General features: G+C 60.0%; 17 protein-coding genes. All 17 read left to right on the top strand.

The genetic code is table 11. The annotated features are described in order from the left end of the window. The first annotated feature begins 11 nt into the window (after nt 1-11). The 17 genes from K5E37_RS05645 (at nt 12) to K5E37_RS05565 (ending at nt 18144) form a co-directional block, all read left to right on the top strand. Nucleotides 12-749, top strand: a complete 738-nt coding sequence (locus K5E37_RS05645) for a cephalosporin hydroxylase family protein (RefSeq protein WP_007958324.1) — start codon at nt 12-14, stop codon at nt 747-749. A gap of 55 nt (nt 750-804) precedes the next feature. After that, the gene (locus tag K5E37_RS05640) at nt 805-3720 is read left to right on the top strand and encodes a TIGR00180 family glycosyltransferase (protein WP_221533346.1); all 2916 of its coding nucleotides are present in this window, start codon (nt 805-807) and stop codon (nt 3718-3720) included. 30 nt (nt 3721-3750) lie between these two features. Further along, nucleotides 3751-4752 (top strand): UDP-N-acetylglucosamine 4,6-dehydratase (inverting), encoded by a 1002-nt coding sequence (gene pseB / locus K5E37_RS05635; protein WP_007958320.1) that lies wholly within the window; start codon nt 3751-3753, stop codon nt 4750-4752. Next, entirely contained in the window at nt 4749-5906 is a 1158-nt protein-coding gene (gene pseC / locus K5E37_RS05630; protein WP_221533345.1) for a UDP-4-amino-4,6-dideoxy-N-acetyl-beta-L-altrosamine transaminase, read from the top strand. The genes pseB and pseC overlap by 4 nt, the downstream gene beginning before the upstream one ends. 31 nt (nt 5907-5937) lie before the next feature. Further along, on the top strand, nt 5938-6558 hold the full coding sequence (locus tag K5E37_RS05625; RefSeq protein ID WP_085605760.1) for a pseudaminic acid biosynthesis-associated methylase: 621 nt from the start codon (nt 5938-5940) through the stop codon (nt 6556-6558). After that, nucleotides 6555-7250, top strand: a complete 696-nt coding sequence (gene pseF / locus K5E37_RS05620) for a pseudaminic acid cytidylyltransferase (RefSeq protein WP_085605762.1) — start codon at nt 6555-6557, stop codon at nt 7248-7250. Before K5E37_RS05625 ends, pseF begins: the two co-directional genes overlap by 4 nt. Then, nucleotides 7247-8749, top strand: a complete 1503-nt coding sequence (pseG, locus tag K5E37_RS05615; RefSeq protein ID WP_221533344.1) for a UDP-2,4-diacetamido-2,4,6-trideoxy-beta-L-altropyranose hydrolase — start codon at nt 7247-7249, stop codon at nt 8747-8749. Before pseF ends, pseG begins: the two co-directional genes overlap by 4 nt. Then, the gene (gene pseI, locus K5E37_RS05610; protein ID WP_221533343.1) at nt 8746-9798 is read left to right on the top strand and encodes a pseudaminic acid synthase; all 1053 of its coding nucleotides are present in this window, start codon (nt 8746-8748) and stop codon (nt 9796-9798) included. Before pseG ends, pseI begins: the two co-directional genes overlap by 4 nt. A 226-nt stretch (nt 9799-10024) precedes the next feature. After that, on the top strand, nt 10025-10951 hold the full coding sequence (locus K5E37_RS05605) for a ketoacyl-ACP synthase III (RefSeq protein WP_007958310.1): 927 nt from the start codon (nt 10025-10027) through the stop codon (nt 10949-10951). Between the two features lie 86 nt (nt 10952-11037). After that, a complete protein-coding gene (locus K5E37_RS05600) occupies nt 11038-12330 on the top strand; it encodes a motility associated factor glycosyltransferase family protein (protein WP_221533342.1) in 1293 nt (430 codons plus the stop codon). Beyond that, nucleotides 12327-12593: a hypothetical protein gene (locus K5E37_RS05595; RefSeq protein ID WP_085605770.1), complete on the top strand. Its 267-nt coding sequence runs from the start codon at nt 12327-12329 to the stop codon at nt 12591-12593. Before K5E37_RS05600 ends, K5E37_RS05595 begins: the two co-directional genes overlap by 4 nt. 243 nt (nt 12594-12836) lie before the next feature. Further along, nucleotides 12837-13688 carry a flagellin domain-containing protein gene (locus tag K5E37_RS05590; RefSeq protein ID WP_085605772.1) on the top strand — a complete coding sequence of 284 codons (852 nt, stop codon included), beginning with the start codon at nt 12837-12839 and terminating at the stop codon, nt 13686-13688. A 71-nt stretch (nt 13689-13759) separates the two neighbouring features. Further along, a complete protein-coding gene (locus K5E37_RS05585) occupies nt 13760-14116 on the top strand; it encodes a flagellar protein FlaG (RefSeq protein WP_085605774.1) in 357 nt (118 codons plus the stop codon). An 81-nt stretch (nt 14117-14197) separates the two neighbouring features. After that, entirely contained in the window at nt 14198-15661 is a 1464-nt protein-coding gene (gene fliD / locus K5E37_RS05580) for a flagellar filament capping protein FliD (RefSeq protein ID WP_085605776.1), read from the top strand. A 129-nt stretch (nt 15662-15790) separates the two neighbouring features. After that, nucleotides 15791-16189: a flagellar export chaperone FliS gene (gene fliS, locus K5E37_RS05575; protein WP_085605778.1), complete on the top strand. Its 399-nt coding sequence runs from the start codon at nt 15791-15793 to the stop codon at nt 16187-16189. 10 nt (nt 16190-16199) lie between these two features. Then, complete coding sequence (locus K5E37_RS05570; protein WP_007958300.1) at nt 16200-16496, top strand: hypothetical protein; 297 nt, start codon at nt 16200-16202, stop codon at nt 16494-16496. Between the two features lie 172 nt (nt 16497-16668). Then, nucleotides 16669-18144, top strand: coding sequence for a sigma-54 dependent transcriptional regulator (locus tag K5E37_RS05565; protein ID WP_003222863.1), 1476 nt, complete (start codon nt 16669-16671; stop codon nt 18142-18144). Nucleotides 18145-18217 lie beyond the last annotated feature (73 nt).

Genomic DNA, 18217 nt, shown 5'->3' with positions numbered 1-18217 from the left:
AGATTTTGAAAATGACCGACAACAGCATCAACAAAGCTTTTGAAGCCGAATGCCGCGAGCAGATCGCCCAGCAGGGTGACGACCAGAAACTGACGGGCCTGGCCCGCGATTTCTTCAACGAATCGGCCAAGCACAAGTACAGCTACCACTTCTCGTGGATGGGCCGTCCGATCATCCAGCTGCCGCAAGACATGATGGCCATGCAGGAAATCATCTGGCAGGTGAAGCCGGATCTGGTCATCGAGTGCGGCATCGCCCACGGCGGTTCGATCATCTACTACGCCTCCCTGCTGGAACTGCAAGGTCACGGTGAAGTGCTGGGCATCGATCTGGACATTCGTCCGCACAACCGTGAAGCCATCGAAAGCCACCCGATGAGCAAGCGCATCAAGATGATCGAAGGATCGAGCATCGACCCGGCCATCGCTGCCCAGGTGCGTGCGGCTGCCGAAGGCAAGAAAGTCATTCTGGTGCTCGATTCCAACCACACTCACGACCACGTGCTCGAAGAGCTGCGCCTCTACGCGCCACTGGTGTCGGTCGACAGCTACTGCGTGGTGATGGACACCGTGGTTGAAGACATGCCGGCCGATTTCTTCCCGGATCGTCCATGGGGCCCGGGCGATAACCCGAAGACTGCCGTGTGGAAATACCTGGAAGAGAACAAGGATTTCGAGATCGATGTTCAGCTGCAGAACAAGCTGCTGATCACCGTGGCGCCGGACGGCTATCTGCGTCGCGTTCGTTAATTCGCAACATCACCAAAGCGTTGTCTCGGCGAGTCGCCGGTTGTGGAGAGAAGTTATGCAAGGCAAGTACAGTTCTGAACTGACGCTACCGCTCAACGAGTTGTTGACCGTAGTGCTGATTACGCACAATCGTCCGGCGTTCCTGCGTCGGGCGGTGAAGTATTACAGCAGCTTGCCCTGCAAAATCATGGTGCTGGACTCCACGGCCGAACGCCCTGAAGGTGACTTTTCCGCGGTCGAATATCACCACGTGCCGCAGTTCGCCTACTGGGGCATGCAGGCCAAACTGGCCTATGGCGTGGAGCAACTGACCACGCCGTATATGGTGCTGGCGGCCGACGACGACTTCATCCTGCACGATTCGCTGACCGAGTCGGTGGGCTTCCTCCAGGCAAATCCCGACTACGGCATGTGCCACGGCTACTGCCTGATGTACCTGTCGATGGCCGGTGATGTGAGCTACTACCGCCGTGACAAGAAAGTCATGGAGGATTACTCGTCCGAGAAGGCTCAGGATCGGGTCATCGATTACATGAGTCAGTACATCCCGCCGTTCTACGCGGTGACCCGTACCGACCTGATGAAGACCTGGCATTCGGCACTGCCGCCAGGCACCAGTTTCCAATGGCAGGAAATCGGCCACGTGTACTTCCTGCTGGCCAGTGCCAAGGCGCGTATCCTGCCGATTCCTTACGTGGTGCGCGAGATCAACTACGGCAACTCCGAGCACAGCACCGAGGTTTACCACTCGCTGACGTACGCCGACGCGAAGTCGGTGGCCGAGCGTGAAGCCTTTGCTGAATTCCTCGCCGGGTTGCCTACTGCGATCCAGGGCCTGGATGCAGAACAGAGCAAAGCGTTTGCCCTGCAAAGTTTCGAAGCCATGGTCGACAGCCTGCAAAGCGGTCGGGCGCTGACGGCGGAACTGATTGTCCAGTCCACCTGGAATCAGGTGCTCAAGGTGCCGGATCGTCGTTTCGGGCCGTTGCAATACGTCGAAATGCCGTTCTATAACCAGGCATTCTTCGATCGTCTGGCGCAGTTCGAATTCATGCTGCACGCGATGCCCGCCGGCCGCGTTCAATTGCAGGGGCTCGAAGGGGTGTGGACGCGTCAGGCGCATCTGCTCCAGGCGCGCAATAACGACACGCAGGACAGTGTGCTCGAGCGTCTGTGGCAGGCCCACGACCTCAATGCCTTCAACCGTACCGTGAACAAGCGTCTGGTGGCGCAACTGGAATTGTCGGGAGAAGACGAAGAAGCGCAAAAAATGCGTGACTGGATTGCACGGCTCGATGCGCTGACGGTGGAAGATCACCATCGCACGTTCGACGCCATGCAGTCCGGCCGGCTGCTCAAGTGGCTGGATTCGCGTCAACCGCAAGCCGGACAGGTCGAGGCGATTGCCGAGCATCTGGCCGTCAACGGTGGCGGTCAGCAGTTCGGTATTTTCCTGCTGGATCTGGACAACGATATCGACAAGCTGCAAGTCAGCCTCGACAGCTTGCTCGAAGGCCAGTGCAAGACGTTCAGGATCGTTGTGTTCACCACCGGTGAAGCACCGGCGGCCACCACCGCACAGAACACCCTGCATTTTGTCCGCGTGACGCCGGGCAACCTGATCGACAAACTTAACCAGAGCGCCAGTCAGTCGCCATCCGACTGGGTGCTTCTGGCGCAAGCCGGGGACGAGTTCACCGCCAGCGGCCTGTTGCGTGCCAGCCTGGAGCTGATGAACGCCGGTGATTGCCGAGCGGTGTCCACCGACGAAATCCAGCGCGCGGAAAACGGTGCGCTGGTGGACGTGTTCCGTCCGGGCTTCAATCTGGATCTGCTCCTGAGCCTGCCAGCGATGATGGCGCGTCATTGGTTGATTCGTCGCGACGCGCTGGTCGAGGCCGGTGGTTATTCGGCGGACTACAGCAAGGCACTGGAATTCGATCTGCTGCTGCGCATCATCGAGCAGGATGGCCTCAACAGCCTGGCCCACCTTGATGAGCCGCTGCTGATCACTCAGGCACCGGTGCTTGAAGAGAACGCTCACGAGCGTCTGGCACTGTTGCGTCACCTGGGCAATCGTGGCTACAAGGCCAAGGTCACTTCATCCGTGCCGGGCATTTACCAGATCGACTACCACCACAGCGATCGTCCTCTGGTGTCGATCATCGTGCCGGCAGGCGACGATCTGCCGGCCCTGCAACGTTGCCTGGAAGGCGTGCAGTTGCGCACCCGCTATCAAAAATACGAAATCCTGGTCGCCACCACTGGCGCTCAGTCAGCGCAAGTCAACGACTGGCTCGGCACCTATCAGCATCCGAAAGTCCGGGTGCTGCGCGTTGATCAGCCGCTGAGCGCGCCGGCGTTGTACAACGCGGCCAGCCAGCAGGCGCTGGGTGAGTATCTGGTATTGCTCGCGGCCGACGCAGAAGTGGTCAACCCGAACTGGCTCGACTCGTTGCTCAACCACGCTCTGCGTCCGGAAGTCGGCGTAGTCGGCCCGAAACTGGTCGACCGCGACGGCAAGATCAGCCAGGCCGGTCTGATTCTCGGCATGAACGATGGGGTTGGCTCGGCATTCGTCGGCGAAAAACACGACGCCCAGGGTTACCTGTACCGGTTGTCCGTGGATCAGAACTACTCGGCGGTTTCTAATGTGTGCCTGATGGTGCGCAAAGAACTGTTTGATGCTTTGGGCGGTCTGGACGACAACACATTCACCGAAGGCTTCAGCGATGTCGATCTGTGCCTGAAAGCCGGCCAGGCCGGCTACCTGACCGTCTGGACGCCATCGGTGCAAGTCATCCATCAGGGCGATATCGCCCAGGCTGATCAGGCACTGGCTGCGTTGCAGGAAAAATGGGCGGCGGCGTTCGCCCGGGATCAGGCGTACAACGCGAACCTGAGCCTGACTGGCAAAGGCTTTGTGCTGAACGACAGCGCTTCGCTGAATTGGGCGCAGTTGATCGCCTGAAGCTGGCGTAAAGGGAACAGGACTCAAGACATGTTCAACGGTAAATCGATTTTCATCTCCGGTGGCACCGGCTCGTTCGGGCGCAAGTTCATCGCGCGCCTGCTCGAGCAATACCAGCCCAAGCGCGTGGTGGTGTTCTCCCGGGATGAACTCAAGCAATACGAAATGCAGCAGACGTTCAACGCGCCGTGCATGCGTTACTTCCTCGGTGACGTGCGCGACGCCGATCGCCTGCGTCAGGCCATGCGCGGCATCGATTACGTGGTGCATGCCGCGGCGTTGAAGCAGGTGCCGGCGGCGGAATACAACCCGACTGAATGCATCCGCACCAACGTCAACGGCGCGGAAAACATCATCGCCGCCGCCATCGACAACGGGGTGAAGAAAGTCGTTGCGCTGTCCACCGACAAGGCCGCGAGCCCGATCAACCTGTACGGCGCCACCAAGTTGCTGTCGGACAAGTTGTTCGTCGCGGCCAACAACATTGCCGGCGAACAGCAGACGCGTTTCGCCGTGGTGCGCTACGGCAACGTCGCCGGTTCACGCGGGTCAGTGGTGCCGTTTTTCAGCAAACTGATCGCCGATGGCGCGACGGAGCTACCGATCACTGACGAGCGCATGACCCGCTTCTGGATCACCCTCGATCACGGCGTGCAGTTCGTGCTCGACAGCTTTGCGCGGATGCACGGCGGCGAAGTGTTCGTGCCGAAGATCCCGTCGATCCGTGTGGTCGATCTGGCTCGCGGCATGGCCGAGCATCTGCCGCACAAGAACGTCGGCATCCGTCCGGGCGAGAAACTGCACGAGCTGATGGTGCCGCTGGACGATGCGCGGATGACCCTGGAATTTGCCGATCACTACACCATCCAGCCGTCGATCCGTTTCACCAGCGTCGACGTGGATTTTGCCGAGGACAAACTCGGTGAGCGTGGTGTGCCGGTCGGCGAAGATTTCGAGTACCGCTCCGACACCAACCCGCACTTCCTCTCGGTGGGGCAGATCGCCGAGCTGCACGCGAAGCTCTCGGTATGATTCCTTACGGTCGGCAGAGCCTCGACCAGACGGACATCGACGCGGTCGTCGAGGTGTTGCAGTCCGACTGGTTGACCCAGGGCCCGACCATCGAACGCTTCGAGCAGGCGATGGCCGAGCGTTGTCAGGCCGACTTCGCCGTGGCGGTGTGCAACGCCACGGCGGCGCTGCACATTGCCTGTCTGGCGGCGGGGCTCGGCGCGGGTGACCGTTTGTGGACCACGCCGAACACCTTTCTCGCGTCGGCCAACTGCGGGCGTTATTGCGGCGCTGACGTGGACTTCGTGGACATCGATCCGCTGACCTGGAACCTTGATGCCGAAGTTCTGGCGAGCAAACTCGATGCTGCCGAGCGCGACGGCACGCTGCCCAAAGTGCTGGTGGCGGTGGCGTTCTCCGGGCAGAGCTGCGACATGCGGCGCATTGCCGAACTGGCCGAGCGCTACAACTTCACGGTGATCGAAGACGCTTCCCACGCGGTCGGCGCAAGCTATGCCGGGCGTCCGGTGGGCTGCGGTGAATTTGCCGCGATGACCGTGTTCAGCTTCCATCCGGTGAAGATCATCACCAGCGGCGAAGGCGGCATGGTGCTGACCAATCGCCCGGAACTGGCCGAGCGTCTGCAACGCCTGCGCAGCCACGGCATGACCCGCGATCCGCAGCAGATGACCGAGCCCAGCCACGGCCCGTGGTACTACCAGCAGGTCGAGCTGGGTTTCAATTACCGGATTACCGATCTGCAAGCCGCGCTGGGCCTGTCGCAGTTGGGCAAACTGGACGAGTTCATCGCCCGTCGCCGGGCGCTGGCCGCGCGTTACGAGCGCTTGCTGGCGTACTTGCCGGTGACTGTGCCGAGCCTCCAGCCGGAGGCCGAATCGGCCTGGCATCTTTATGTGGTGCGTTTGCAGACCGAGCGCATCAGCCTCAGCCACCGTCAGGTGTTCGAAGGCTTGCGTGCCGCCGGTATCGGCGTGAACCTGCACTACATTCCGGTGCATTTGCAGCCGTACTATCGTGACCTGGGTTTCGCCGAGGGTGACTTCCCCGAAGCCGAGCGTTATTACGCCGAAGCGATCAGCCTGCCGCTGTTCCCGTTGCTGAGCGATCAGCAGCAGGACTACGTGGTCGAGCAATTGCGTCGGTTGACCGAATGATTGCCGCCGCGGCGGTGGATGGAAAACGGTAATGCGTGATCTGAGCGAGCAGGAACAATTCTGGCAGGGCGAATTCGGCAACCAGTACGTTGACCGTAACGTCGGCGAGCCACTGGTGGCGGCCAATCTGGCGTTGTTCGCCAAGGCGCTGACCCGGGCCGGGCGAATCGACAGCCTGCTTGAGTTGGGCACCAACGCCGGCAACAACTTGCAGGCGCTGCGTCAGCTGCTGCCGCGCTGCGAGCTGTTCGGGGTCGAGATCAATGCCAGTGCCTGCGCCCAGGCCCGAGCGCTGGAAATTGCGAATATCTGGCACGGTTCGCTGTTCGACTTTCACCGTGAACGCCAATACGACCTGACCCTGAGCAAAGGTGTGCTGATCCATCTGGCGCCGGAGCTATTGGCGACGGCGTATGCACAGTTGTATGAGTTGAGTTCGCGCTACATCCTGATCGCCGAGTACTACAATCCCTCGCCGGTGGAAGTGTCCTATCGCGGCAACAGCGGCAAGCTGTTCAAGCGTGATTTTGCCGGGGAAATGCTTGACCGTTATCCTGATCTGCAACTGCTGGACTACGGCTTCGGTTATCACCGCGATCCGCAGTTTCCGGTCGACGACATCACCTGGTTCCTGCTGGAAAAACGTCCTTGAACAACGTCGCAATCATCCCGGCCCGCGGGGGCAGCAAACGCATCCCGCGCAAGAATCTCAAGCCGTTCGACGGTGTGCCGATGATTGTCCGTTCGATTCGCACGGCCCTCGATTCAGGGTTGTTCGAGCAGGTGGTGGTCAGCACCGACGACGCAGAGATCGCCGACGTGGCGCGGGCCAGCGGTGCTCACGTGCCGTTCATGCGTCCGGCTGAGCTGGCCGATGATTTCACCGGCACTGCGGCGGTGATCGCGCATGCCCTGCAGCAACTGCCGGCCTTCGAATACGCCTGCTGTGTGTACGCTACGGCGCCGCTGTTGCAGGCGCGCTTTCTGCGTCAGGGCTTTGAGTTGCTGGCGCAGCATCCGGACAAGTCCTTTGCATTTTCAGTCACCGATTTCGGCTTTCCGGTGCAGCGCGCCTTGACCCTCGACGGGCAGGGCGCGCTGACAGCGTTGTACCCCGAATTTCGCAACACCCGTTCGCAGGATCTGCCGGCTGCCTTTCAGGATGCCGGCCAGTTCTATTGGGGGCGCCGCGAGGCCTGGCTGGGTGGCGAGGTGCTGTATTCGCCGGCGAGTCTGCCGGTGATCCTGCCCCGGTATCTGGTGCAGGACATCGATACCGTCGAAGACTGGAAGCGCGCCGAATACCTTTACGCCGCCCTCAAGGCTGGCGGGGAACTGCAATGAGAGTGCTGATCCGTGCCGACGCCTCGCCGACCATCGGCAGCGGCCACATCGCCCGGTGCCTGACGCTGGCGCGAGTGCTGCGCACGCAAGGCACTCATGTCGCGTTCGCCTGTCGTCGTTTGCCGGGGCATCGGCTCGATGCGTTGCAGAGCGAAGGCTTCGAGACCTTCGCGTTGCCGGATCGCTATGCCGGTGAAGACCCGGAGCAGGCCATCGAATCGATGCTGCCGTGGCAGGCGGATATCGATGCACTGGCGACGCAACTGGAAGGGCAGCCCGGATTTGACTGGGTGATCGCCGACCATTACGGCCTCGACCATCACTGGCAGACCGCTGCCCGTCGCTTTGCACCACGGATTGCCGCCGTCGACGATCTGGCGACCCGGCGCTACAGCGTGGATCTGCTGCTCAATCAGAACCTCTCGGGCCTCAGCGAAAACTATCAGCCGCTGCTGCCGGCCGGGTGCCGAACGCTGCTCGGTCCGCGCTTCGCCATGCTGCGCGAAGAATTCAGTGGCCCGGCCATCGAGATCAAACCGGTGGCGCGCCGGGTGCTGGTGAATTTCGGCGGTTTCGATGCGGCGCGCCAGACTCATCACGCGATGCTGGCGCTGGCGGATATTTCGGCGCTTGAAGTGGATTTTGTCGCCGGTGCCGACAACCCGGCCTGGACAGAGATGCAGGCGCTGGCCGAAACGCGGCCGCACTGGCGCCTGCACAGTTTCGTCAGCGATTTTCATCGGCGCATGACCGAGGCCGACCTGTTTATCGGCGCCGGCGGCGGCACCAGTTGGGAGCGCGCGGCCCTGGGCCTGCCGACGATCTGCATCGCGGTGTCGAACAACCAGCAGGCCAACGGCGAGGTGATGGCGGCGGCCGGCGCGCATGTGTTCATGGGCGCGCGGGAGCAGGTCAGCGTCGAGCAACTGCGCGCTGCCATCGGCTTTGTCGTGGGCAATTTTTATCTACGCCAGAGCCTGGCCGAGCGTTCGCGGCAACTGGTCGACGGACGCGGTGCGCTGCGGGTGGCGACGGCACTGGCCGGCGCGGTGCTCAAGTTGCGTCTGGCGACGCCGGATGACGCGCAGTTGTTGTTCGACGGGCGCAATGCCGAGGCGGTGCGCCGCTGGTCGCTGGACAGCGGGGCGATCGATTGCTCGCAGCACGTTAACTGGCTGGACGCGAGTCTGCGCAATCCTCAGCGGCTGCTGCTGGTGGCCGAGGCGGATGATGGCCCGGTCGGCGTCCTGCGCTACGATTTGCGCGGCTTTGAGGCGGAAGTTTCGCTATATCTGTTCGAGGGGCGTTTCGGTCTCGGCTGGGGCAGGGCGCTGCTGGCGCAGGGTGAGGCCTTTGTGGCTGCGCACTGGCCGCAAATGACCGCCATCACCGCCCAGGTGTTGCCGGCCAATCGGCCCTCGATGAATGTTTTTCGTGACGCCGGGTTCACCCAGAGTGCCTGCGCGTTCACCAAGGTTTTGAAGGAATCCCGTCAATGAGCAGTTTCAATATCGGCAACCGCCAGATCGGTGCCGATGCGCCGCCGTTCATCATCGCTGAAATGAGCGGCAACCATAACCAGTCACTGGACGTCGCCTTGCAGATTGTCGAAGCGGCGGCCAAGGCCGGCGCGCATGCCTTGAAACTGCAAACCTACACCGCCGAAACCATGACCCTGGATCTGGCGGAGGGCGAATTTTTCATCAAGGATCCGAACAGTCTGTGGGCCGGTACCTCGCTCTACGACCTGTATGAAAGGGCCCACACGCCCTGGGAATGGCATGCGCCGATCTTCGCCCGGGCCAGGGAATTGGGCATGCTCGCGTTTTCGACACCGTTCGACGACAGCGCCGTGGACTTCCTTGAAAGCCTCGATGTGCCGGCCTACAAGATCGCCAGTTTCGAAAACACCGATCTGCCGCTGATCCGCCGTGTCGCGGCGACCGGCAAACCGTTGATCATTTCCACCGGCATGGCCAGCATCGCCGAACTCGACGAAACCGTGCGCGCTGCCCGTGAGGCAGGCTGCAAGGATCTGGTGCTGCTTAAATGCACCAGCACCTACCCGGCGACCCCGATCAACAGCAACGTGCGCACGATTCCGCATCTGCGTGAGCTGTTCGGTTGTGAGGTCGGTCTGTCCGATCATTCGATGGGTGTCGGTGTGTCGGTGGCGGCGGTGGCGCTGGGCGCGACGGTGGTGGAAAAACACTTCACCCTCGACCGTTCAGCCGGTGGGGTGGACGCCAGTTTCTCGCTGGAACCGGCGGAACTGGCCAGTCTGGTGATCGAGACCGAGCGTGCCTGGCAGGCCATGGGCCAGGTCCATTACGGCGTGACCGAGGCTGAGCAGAAGTCGCTGGTTTACCGTCGGTCGCTGTACGTCACGGCGGATATGGCGGCCGGTGAACCCTTCACGGCGGCCAATGTGCGCGCCATTCGTCCCGGTCTCGGTCTGCCGCCCAAGCACACCGATGCCGTCCTCGGGCGCCGTGCGCGCCAGCCGATTAAACGCGGTACGCCGCTGGACTGGTCATTGGTCGAATGACCCGATCTGGCACCGATTCGGCAAAATAGCGTGACCTGCGAGTCATAACGCGCATCTTCACTGTATTGTAATGACCGGGGAGATGGCGCCTGGCCCGTTTTCGGTTCCAGTGATAGCCCTTTGCGCTCCCCGTGGCTGCCCGTTGTGGCGGCCGTTTTCTGTTTGTCGGCGCCCCTCGAATCCTTGCGAGCGGTGGTATTGGGCTGTTTATTATTGGGAAGCCGTAATGATTGGCATAAAAAGCATTGCGAGCTACGTTCCTGTAGCCGGCGTGGACAATTACGCACAAGGTGCAAAATTCGAGAAGGATGAAGAATTCATCCTCGGCAAGATCGGTTCGGCCTTCCTCCCACGCAAAGACGCGGAACAGGAAACCTCCGATCTGTGCGTTGAAGCGGCCAATGCGCTGTTTGCCAACAACCCTGAACTGAAACGTGAATCCATCGATGCGCTGATCGTCGTCACCCAGAACGGTGACGAGGAAGGCCTGCCGCACACCGCAGCCATCGTCCAGGACAAGCTCGGGCTGCCGACCAATGTCGCGGCGTTCGATATTTCCCTGGGCTGCTCCGGCTACGTCTACGGCATCTACGCGATCAAAGGCTTCATGGAAGCCGCCGGTTTGAAAAACGGCCTGCTGATCACCGCTGACCCGTATTCGAAAATCGTTGATCCGGAAGATCGCAACACCACCATGCTGTTCGGCGATGCCGCTACTGCCACCTGGATGGGCGAAGACCCGGTCTGGGCGCTGGGCAAGGCCAAGTTCGGTACTGACGGTTCCGGCGCACCGCACTTGAAAGTGACCGATGGCGTGTTCTTCATGAACGGTCGCCAGGTGTTCAACTTCGCTCTGCTCAAGGTGCCGGCGCACCTGCACGAACTGCTCGACGATTCCGGCCTGAAGGCCGATGACATCGATGCCTTCTGCATCCACCAGGGCAGTGCGGCGATTGTCGATGCCGTGGCGCGGCGCTTCGAAGGCGAGCCGGAAAAGTTCATCAAGGACATGGTCGAGACCGGTAACACCGTGTCGTCCAGTGTGCCGCTGCTGCTGGAAAAACACGTGATGGATTCCGACTGGAGTCGCATCGCGATCAGTGGTTTCGGCGTCGGTTTGTCATGGGGTTCGGCGATTATTTATCGTCCTTGAGTCCGGTACGAACGACGAATACAAAAACAGCGTTCAAGGGGTAACCTTGAACGCTGTTTTTTTGCCTGAAGGGAGCGCAAGGCACCATGAGTGAGTTTTTCCAAGCTAACGCTGAAGTCTTCGAGCGACGCTGGCCGACGCTGTTCGCACGATTGCTGAACGAAGACAGTTCGGCAATCGAGGCCGAGCTGACGCAAGGGCTGGGCTCGACGCTGAGCATTGGCGGCATTCAGCTCACCAGCCGGCATGACCGTGTCCGCGAAGCGCAAATACAGGCCGCCAGCCTGCCAACGGACAAGCCGCAACTGCATGTCTACGGCACCGGCCTCGGGGATTTGCCCACGGTGTTGCTGGAGCGCGCCGGGCTTGAACGCTTGTATGTGCACATCCTCAATGGCGCGCTGTTCACCCTGGTGTTGCAACTGCTCGATCAGCGTGAGTGGCTGCAGGATCCGCGAGTTGAATTGCTCTACGCCGGCGACCTGCCCGACATCTGCACGCCGTTCTTTGCATTGCCTGCCGAAATGCTGCTGGCCGATGACTTCAACGCAAAGATTCGTGATCGACTGGTCAGCGAAGTGCACCTGAGCTTCAACAATCGCGAGTTCGATCCGCAGTCACCGTTCATTCAGCAGCGCCTGCAGGACTGCCTGCCCGTGTTGCTCGCCGACGATGATGTGGCGACGCTGTTCGGCACCTGCACCGGTCGGGAGATTTATGTGATCGGCACCGGGCCGACGCTGGAGCAGCACTTCGAGCGCCTGGCGGCGATTCGCGAGCGGTCCGGGCGTCCGTTGTTCATTTGTGTCGATACCGCTTACCGGCCACTGCGCGAGCACGGGATCGTGCCCGACTATGTGGTGAGCATCGATCAGCGAATCAGCTTCCGGCACTTGCCTTTCGAGGAGTCCGACGGCATCCCGCTGGTGTACCTGCCCATGAGTGATCCCGAGGTGCTGAGGGCCTGGAAGGGCAAGCGTTATGGCGGTTACTCGGCCAGTCCGGTCTATGCGGCATTGCGTGAGCAGCACCCCAGGGCACTGCTGCATGTGGGCGGCAGCGTGATTCATCCGGCCGTGGACCTGGCGGCGAAGATGGGCGCTGCGCGCATCACGCTGTTCGGCGCCGATTTTGCTTTCCCGATGAACAAGACCCATGCCGGCTGGAGTGATGGTGACCTGGGGCCGTCGGTAAATCAGGCGCGACACTGGGTGCGTGACGGGTATGGCGAGCGCGTCAGTACCCAGCTCAATTTTCGCGGTTATCTGTGCGTGCTGGAGCGATACATCGCCAGTCAGCCGCAGGTGGCGTTTTTCAACAGCAGCCGCGCGGGCGCGCAGATTGCCGGTACAGCGTTCAATCAGGAGTTCGTGCAATGACTGCGCTGCAAAGCTGGGTAGACGAATGCCACCAGTGCGCCGGGCTGTTTCGGTTGGGACGTGATGTCGAGGCCGCGTTGACCATGGTCGATGTGTTCGAGGGCGCGCAGCAGTCATTGCTGTCGGCCGGTGCGCAGAAGCAGCAGGCCTGGGCGCAGTTGCTCACGCAAATGCTCGAGTGCCAGGAGCGTCAGGACTGGTTGGGGCTTGCCGACTTCATGGAGTACGAGTTGATTCAATTGCTGGAAGAATCGTCCGCCTGACGACGGTCGAAGGCGCTGGCCCGCAGCTTTGCGCCACGGACGGTTTTATGACGTCATTTTTTAGAAGGTGAAGTGCTGCTAAGTCTTTGTTTTCTAGGGGGTGGCAGGGTGATGGCAAAATTTTTCAAAAAAGCCCTCAAGCAACCTGCAAACCCGACGATAACTATTACGAAGGTTCTCTAGGCCATACCCGGCGGTTGCCAGGGCCGGAAGCCGCAGTACCCAACCAACGAGGAATTCGTCATGGCTTTAACAGTAAACACCAACACCACGTCGTTGAACGTTCAGAAAAACCTGAACCGCGCTTCCGACGCTCTGTCGACTTCGATGCAGCGCCTGTCTTCCGGCCTGAAAATCAACAGCGCTAAAGACGACGCCGCTGGCCTGCAGATCTCCAACCGTATGTCTTCCCAGATCCGCGGTAACACCCAGGCAATCCAGAACGCCAACGACGGTATCTCCGTTGCCCAGACCGCTGAAGGCGCTCTGCAGGCTACTACCGACATTCTGCAGCGTATGCGTGAACTGGCTGTTAAAGCACGTAACGGTACCAACGGCACTGCTGACCAGACCGCTACCAACGCTGAATTCGCTCAGATGTCCGACGAGATCACCCGTATCTCGGCTTCGACCAACCTGAACGGCAAAAACCTGCTGGACGGTTCGGCTGGTACTGTGACTCTGCAAGTTGGCGCAAACACCGGTTCGGCTAACCACATCGACCTGGTACTGAGCTCCAAGTTCGACGCCGCCAGTCTGTCGGTAGGTAGCGGTACTGTTGTTCTGACCGGTGCTACTTCGGCTGCCGCCGCTTCGAACATCGACAACGCGATCACTGCAATCGACGCCGCTATCGCTGCAATCGGTGCAACTCGTGCCAGCCTGGGTGCTTCGCAAAACCGTCTGAACAGCACCATCCAGAACTTGCAGAACATCAACGAAAACACCACTGCTGCACAAGGTCGCGTACAAGATACCGACTTCGCCGCAGAGACTGCTAACCTGACCAAGCAGCAAACCCTGCAACAGGCTTCGACCTCTGTTCTGGCTCAAGCCAACCAACTGCCTTCCGCTGTACTGAAGCTGCTTCAGTAATTTCGGAATGAGTTTTAGCGGGGGAGTGCGCTTGCGTGCTCTCTCGCTTTTTACGTTATGAGGTGATGAGCATGGACATGAGCGTCAAGCTTAACGTGTCTTATCCGGCTCCCAAGCCAGCCAATACCGTTACCGACAAGCCGTCGGAAACCAAGCCTCAGACCGTTGATGCTGTTCCTGCCTCGAAAAAGAGCCAGGAAGCAGATGAAACCAAGCTGAAGCTGGCGGTGCAGGAGATCGAGAAGTTCGTTCAGTCGATCAAGCGCAATCTGGAATTCTCGATCGACGAGCATTCCGGCAAGGTCATCGTCAAGGTGATCGCGAGCGAGACGGGCGAGGTCGTACGACAGATCCCCTCCGCAGAAGCCCTCAAGCTGGCAGACAGCCTCGCCAACGCGAGTCACGTGTTGTTCGACGCCAAAGTCTGATAGCTGGCATGAATAGTGTTTGAAGTTCTTTAGACGCAGGCATTGGTCAAAAGACTGGCAATAACCCCAAGGGAGATGCACATGGCAAGTCCAATTTTACCGGGTTCGGGCCTGGGTTCCGGCCTGGACATCGGTGCGATCGTTACTGCGCTGGTCAATGCCGACAAGACGCCGAAACAGACGCAGATCGATAATGCGACTAAAACCAACACGCTGAAGATTTCCGGTATCGGCACGTTGAAGAGTGCGCTGACCGCATTCCAGACGGCGATGACCAACCTGGGCAGCAAGACCAATCCAGCGTTTGCCGGTTACACGGCGACTTCGGGCACTCCGGGCGTTCTAGGGGTCTCTGCGGATAACACCGCGGTCTCGGGTACTTACAGTGTTGTTGTGAATAAACTGGCCACCGGTTCGAAAATAGCCAGTGCATCCTTTGCCGGCGGTGCTGCCAGTGCCATTCCGAGTGGTACCCTGAAAATCAGTCAGAATGGCACTGATTACAATGTCACGATCCCGGCCAATGCCACTTTGCAGAGCACTCGTGACGCCATCAACACGGCTCAGGGCGTCAACGGCATTTCCGCCAACATTGTGACCGACAGCTCGGGCGCTTCGCGTCTGGTGATCAGTTCGAGCAAGACTGGCGCAGGCTCCGATATGAAGGTCAGCGGCATTGCCGGCCTGGAAATCGACGGCACACAGGAAATGGGCACCAGCCCGGCGGCCGGTGCTTCCGGCGCGGTCAACGGCCTCGCTCAGGATGCGTCTCTGACCATCGACGGCTTGGCAGTGACCAGCAAGAGCAACACGGTCACCGGCGCCATCAGTGGTCTGACGATGAACCTGGTAACCGTCAGCCCGGGTACGCCTCCGACACCTGTCACGGTGACTGTCGACGGTAACACCAAGGGTTTGCAGACGTCGGTTCAGGCGTTCGTCGATGCATACAACACCTTGAAAAACACCATTGATACGTTGTCCAAGGCAACGCCGGACGAAGATGGCAAGCTGACCGTTCAGGCGGCGTTCACCGGTGACTCCCTGGCGCGTTCGCTGGTTGCCGATATCCGTGGGCAAATCACGGCCCCGAGTGCTACCGCTGGCAGCCCGATGGCCTATCTGTCGCAGCTGGGTGTCATGACCGACCGCAATACCGGTAACCTGACGTTCGACACGGCCGCGTTCAACAAGGCCATGTCCACGCCAGGCATGAGCGGCAAGGTTCAGGAGATGTTCACCGGGACCAACGACACCAATGGTCTGTTGGCGCGCATGAGCAAGGCGGTGGATCCTTACCTCAAGGCTTCGGCCGATGGCAAGACCACCACCGGTTTGCTGGATCAGCGTCTGACGATCCTGAACGGCAATACGCGTAGCCTTACCGCCCAGCAAACGGCACTGGATATACGCGTTGCCGGCATGACCAAGACGTTGACTGCAAAATACAACGCCATGGACCTGCTGGTAGGACAAATGAAGGCCACAGCGAGCAACATTACTTCGTTCTTCAGCTCGCTGAACGCTCAGCAATCTGCGAAGTAACATGCAAGAGCGACAAAAACCCGGCTACGCTTTCGAGCGTGCGCCGGGTTTTTGTCTTATGGTCTAAAGTTTTTCGACTCGCTGGCGATACACTGTTCATACGAGTCATTGTGGCAAATGAGGTAGAACATGAATCCGATGTTAGCCCTTCGGCAATACCAGAAAGTAGGTGCGCACGCTCAGACGTCTGAAGCGAGCCCTCATCGCCTGGTGCAAATGTTGATGGAAGGCGGCCTGGACCGTATCGCCCAGGCCAAAGGTGCGATCGAGCGCAAGGACATTCCTGGCAAGTGCACGTCGATCAGCAAGGCCATCGGCATCGTCAGCGGACTGCGCGAAGGTCTGGATCTGGAAAATTCCGCGGATACGCTGGCTGATCTGGACGGTCTTTATATCTACATGATGAAGCGTCTCGCGGAGGCGAACATCAGTAGCGATCCGCGCATTCTTGATGAGGTTGCCGGCTTGCTGAGCACCGTCAAAGAAGGCTGGGATGCGATCGCGCCTGCGCCCGCTCCGCAGTTCTGAGGAGATCACCATGAGTCTTGTATTGCAGCGAATCGAAGAAACCCGAGCAGCGTTGGTCGGCGCCCTGGCCGAGCGTAACTGGGAGGCGATCGGTCAACTGGATCTCGATTGCCGTTCCTGCATGGAAGATGTCTTGAGTGAAGCTTCGGTGGACGAGGTCGCGTTGCGCGATAACCTTGAGGAGTTGCTGCATGTCTACAAGCAGCTGCTTGAAGTCGCCATGGGTGAGCGTCAGGCGATAGTCGACGAGATGTCGCAGATCACCCAAGCGCAGAACGCGGCAAAGGTTTACCATCTGTTTGGTTAATTAACCCTCAGTTAATCCAGACATGTGCGCCATAAATTTGACTGTGCACGGTTTTTTGACTTAACTAGTGGCTGTTTTCAGATTTCAGGCGTCTACAGGCACAAGGTGTCCTGCAAGCGTCTCGCTTGCCCCTCATTTTGGGCATTGAGTTGACTAGGGAAGTTGCTATTGCATGTGGCGTGAAACCAAAATTCTGCTGATCGATGACGATAGCGTCCGCCGCCGCGACCTGGCGGTGATCTTAAATTTTCTTGGCGAAGAAAATTTACCCTGCGGAAGCCATGACTGGCAGCAGGCAGTCGGCTCTTTGTCGTCTAGTCGTGAGGTCATTTGCGTACTGATCGGGACGGTCAATGCTCCTGGTGCGCTTTTGGGCCTGTTAAAGACACTCTCAACCTGGGATGAGTTCCTTCCAGTTTTGCTGATGGGCGATAATTCTTCGGTGGACTTGCCCGAAGACCAACGCCGCCGGGTACTTTCGACTCTCGAAATGCCGCCGAGCTACAGCAAGCTGCTCGACTCCCTGCACCGTGCCCAGGTCTATCGCGAAATGTACGACCAGGCCCGCGAGCGCGGCCGTCATCGCGAACCCAACCTGTTCCGCAGTCTCGTCGGCACCAGCCGTGCGATCCAGCACGTGCGTCAGATGATGCAGCAAGTGGCCGACACCGACGCCAGCGTGCTGATCCTCGGCGAGTCCGGGACCGGCAAGGAGGTGGTTGCGCGCAACCTGCATTACCATTCCAAGCGTCGCGACGCGCCGTTCGTGCCGGTCAACTGTGGGGCGATCCCGGCCGAGTTGCTGGAAAGCGAACTGTTCGGCCACGAGAAGGGTGCCTTCACCGGCGCGATCACCAGCCGTGCCGGCCGCTTCGAGCTGGCCAACGGCGGTACGCTGTTCCTCGACGAAATTGGCGACATGCCGCTGCCGATGCAGGTCAAGCTGCTGCGCGTGCTGCAGGAGCGCACCTTCGAGCGCGTGGGCAGCAACAAGACCCAGAGCGTCGACGTACGCATCATCGCGGCGACCCACAAGAATCTCGAAAGCATGATCGAGATCGGCACCTTCCGCGAAGACCTCTACTATCGCCTGAACGTGTTCCCGATCGAGATGGCGCCGCTGCGTGAGCGCGTCGAAGACATTCCGCTGCTGATGAACGAGCTGATCTCGCGCATGGAGCACGAGAAGCGCGGTTCGATCCGCTTCAACTCCGCCGCGATCATGTCCCTGTGCCGCCACGGCTGGCCGGGCAACGTCCGCGAGCTGGCCAACCTGGTGGAGCGCATGGCGATCATGCATCCGTACGGGGTGATCGGCGTGGTCGAGCTGCCGAAGAAATTCCGCTACGTCGACGACGAAGACGAGCAAATGGTCGACAGCCTGCGCAGCGATCTGGAAGAGCGCGTGGCAATCAACGGCCACACGCCGGACTTCACCGCCAACGCCATGCTGCCGCCGGAAGGTCTGGATCTTAAAGACTACCTCGGTGGTCTGGAGCAGGGCTTGATCCAGCAGGCGCTGGACGACGCCAACGGCATCGTGGCCCGTGCCGCCGAACGCCTGCGCATTCGCCGCACCACGCTGGTGGAGAAGATGCGCAAGTACGGCATGAGCCGTCGTGAAGGAGATGAACAGGCGGATGATTGACGCCTGTTTTTCAACTGCTTCATTTATAAGCGGTTTTTTTTAGGCACGGGTATTGCTACATCCCTCGCAACGT

It is taken from the genome of Pseudomonas sp. RIT778 (assembly GCF_019718735.1).
Taxonomy (GTDB): Bacteria; Pseudomonadota; Gammaproteobacteria; order Pseudomonadales; family Pseudomonadaceae; genus Aquipseudomonas; species Aquipseudomonas aphyarum.
This window is presented reverse-complemented; position numbering and strand designations above follow the sequence as displayed.

Excerpts from the sequence above, each read along its gene's own strand:
- fliD (WP_085605776.1), top strand. The coding sequence starts at position 14,198 with ATGGCAAGTCCAATTTTACCGGGTTCGGGCCTGGGTTCCGGCCTGGAC.
- K5E37_RS05605 (WP_007958310.1), top strand. The coding sequence starts at position 10,025 with ATGATTGGCATAAAAAGCATTGCGAGCTACGTTCCTGTAGCCGGCGTG.
- K5E37_RS05600 (WP_221533342.1), top strand. The coding sequence starts at position 11,038 with ATGAGTGAGTTTTTCCAAGCTAACGCTGAAGTCTTCGAGCGACGCTGG.
- pseB (WP_007958320.1), top strand. The coding sequence starts at position 3,751 with ATGTTCAACGGTAAATCGATTTTCATCTCCGGTGGCACCGGCTCGTTC.
- pseI (WP_221533343.1), top strand. The coding sequence starts at position 8,746 with ATGAGCAGTTTCAATATCGGCAACCGCCAGATCGGTGCCGATGCGCCG.
- K5E37_RS05585 (WP_085605774.1), top strand. The coding sequence starts at position 13,760 with ATGGACATGAGCGTCAAGCTTAACGTGTCTTATCCGGCTCCCAAGCCA.
- K5E37_RS05625 (WP_085605760.1), top strand. The coding sequence starts at position 5,938 with ATGCGTGATCTGAGCGAGCAGGAACAATTCTGGCAGGGCGAATTCGGC.
- K5E37_RS05645 (WP_007958324.1), top strand. The coding sequence starts at position 12 with ATGACCGACAACAGCATCAACAAAGCTTTTGAAGCCGAATGCCGCGAG.
- fliS (WP_085605778.1), top strand. The coding sequence starts at position 15,791 with ATGAATCCGATGTTAGCCCTTCGGCAATACCAGAAAGTAGGTGCGCAC.
- pseG (WP_221533344.1), top strand. The coding sequence starts at position 7,247 with ATGAGAGTGCTGATCCGTGCCGACGCCTCGCCGACCATCGGCAGCGGC.
- K5E37_RS05590 (WP_085605772.1), top strand. The coding sequence starts at position 12,837 with ATGGCTTTAACAGTAAACACCAACACCACGTCGTTGAACGTTCAGAAA.
- K5E37_RS05565 (WP_003222863.1), top strand. The coding sequence starts at position 16,669 with ATGTGGCGTGAAACCAAAATTCTGCTGATCGATGACGATAGCGTCCGC.
- pseC (WP_221533345.1), top strand. The coding sequence starts at position 4,749 with ATGATTCCTTACGGTCGGCAGAGCCTCGACCAGACGGACATCGACGCG.
- K5E37_RS05570 (WP_007958300.1), top strand. The coding sequence starts at position 16,200 with ATGAGTCTTGTATTGCAGCGAATCGAAGAAACCCGAGCAGCGTTGGTC.
- K5E37_RS05595 (WP_085605770.1), top strand. The coding sequence starts at position 12,327 with ATGACTGCGCTGCAAAGCTGGGTAGACGAATGCCACCAGTGCGCCGGG.
- K5E37_RS05640 (WP_221533346.1), top strand. The coding sequence starts at position 805 with ATGCAAGGCAAGTACAGTTCTGAACTGACGCTACCGCTCAACGAGTTG.